This window comes from Asticcacaulis sp. AC460, assembly GCF_000495795.1.
Classification (GTDB): Bacteria; Pseudomonadota; Alphaproteobacteria; order Caulobacterales; family Caulobacteraceae; genus Asticcacaulis.
In genome coordinates this window covers 1-1,067 of record NZ_AWGD01000060.1, presented here as the reverse complement: position 1 = coordinate 1,067, position 1,067 = coordinate 1, and the positions used below count along the sequence as shown (strand labels likewise).

The window sequence follows — 1,067 nt, the reverse complement described above, 5'->3', positions numbered from 1 at the left end:
GTTGAGCAACTTCGACACGTTCAACACCTTCTACGGTCAGCGCGGCGATGATGCCGGAACGCCGGATACTGCGGCCTAAGCGGCGCATGGTCAGTACATAATTTTGCAAACGTTGTTTCGCCTCCGTGAGGATCGGCGCAACCTCCGGGCCGGGATAGAGAAACAGCGTGGCAACAATGCCATAGCGGGTTATTTTGGCCGCTTGCACGAGGACGCGATCGGCAACCGGGCGCACGTCCTCATCATTCAGCGCATCGCGGACAACCTGCAACAATTCGGGGCTGGCGGTGCCGTCGCCGTCCCGCGACAACACGGTGACGGTCACGTTAGCCGGTGATGGGCTGATTGCCGTCACATCAGCCACCCGGCCGTCGGCCGAGCGGGCGTGAAAACGGTAGGAACCGGCCGATCCCGCTGTGCTCATCCCTTCGAAAGCATCCTGCAGGCGCAGGCGGTAGTCTTCATCCGCTTCCATAACTGCCGGTGTCGGCGGGATAGTGCTTTCATCCGCCGGGGCGATCACCAGTCGCGGCGTGTTGAAGTTGGCGCCGAGCTGGTCGAGATCTTCGCCGGTGGCGTGCGCCAGCATCACTGCTTTCGCGGCATCATTGACGCGCTGGCGTAAAATCACCTCGCGGTAGGCATTCTCCTGCAGCAGCTTAACGATCGGCTCCGACTCCAGCGCCAGCGTGCGCGCGACGGCCTCACGCTGTTCCTCCGGGTAAAGCGAAATCAGCGTCGCCTTTCGCTCTGCCAAAATGTCTTCATAATCCAGCACCTCAACGACAATCGGCGCGGGCAGCTGTGAAAGGTCAATCGTTGCCATGGTTTCAGCTCACAGGAACAGACAGCGACAGCGCGCCGGGGGCATCGGTGCGGGTGCCGGTGATGTCGATCACCATCTTGCCGTCATAGGTGGTATTAAAAGCGATGCCGGTCAGCTTAACGCGCGGCTCCCACGCCAAAATCGCGCTGTAGCAGGCGGCCATAATCTGCAGGCGCAGCGCGTCGTTCTGCGGCTGGTCGAGCAGCTCAGAGAGCAACGAGCCATAAGCCCGGCGCATCGG

2 protein-coding genes are annotated in these 1,067 nt (G+C 61.4%); both read right to left on the bottom strand.

Going from position 1 to position 1,067, the window contains the following annotated elements:
* On the bottom strand, nt 1–826 hold an 826-nt coding region (locus ABAC460_RS47890; RefSeq protein ID WP_023456040.1), incomplete at its 3' end, for a baseplate J/gp47 family protein.
* A 4-nt stretch (nt 827–830) separates the two neighbouring features.
* Nucleotides 831–1,067: GPW/gp25 family protein (locus tag ABAC460_RS47885; RefSeq protein WP_023456039.1), on the bottom strand; the 237-nt coding region annotated here is incomplete at its 5' end.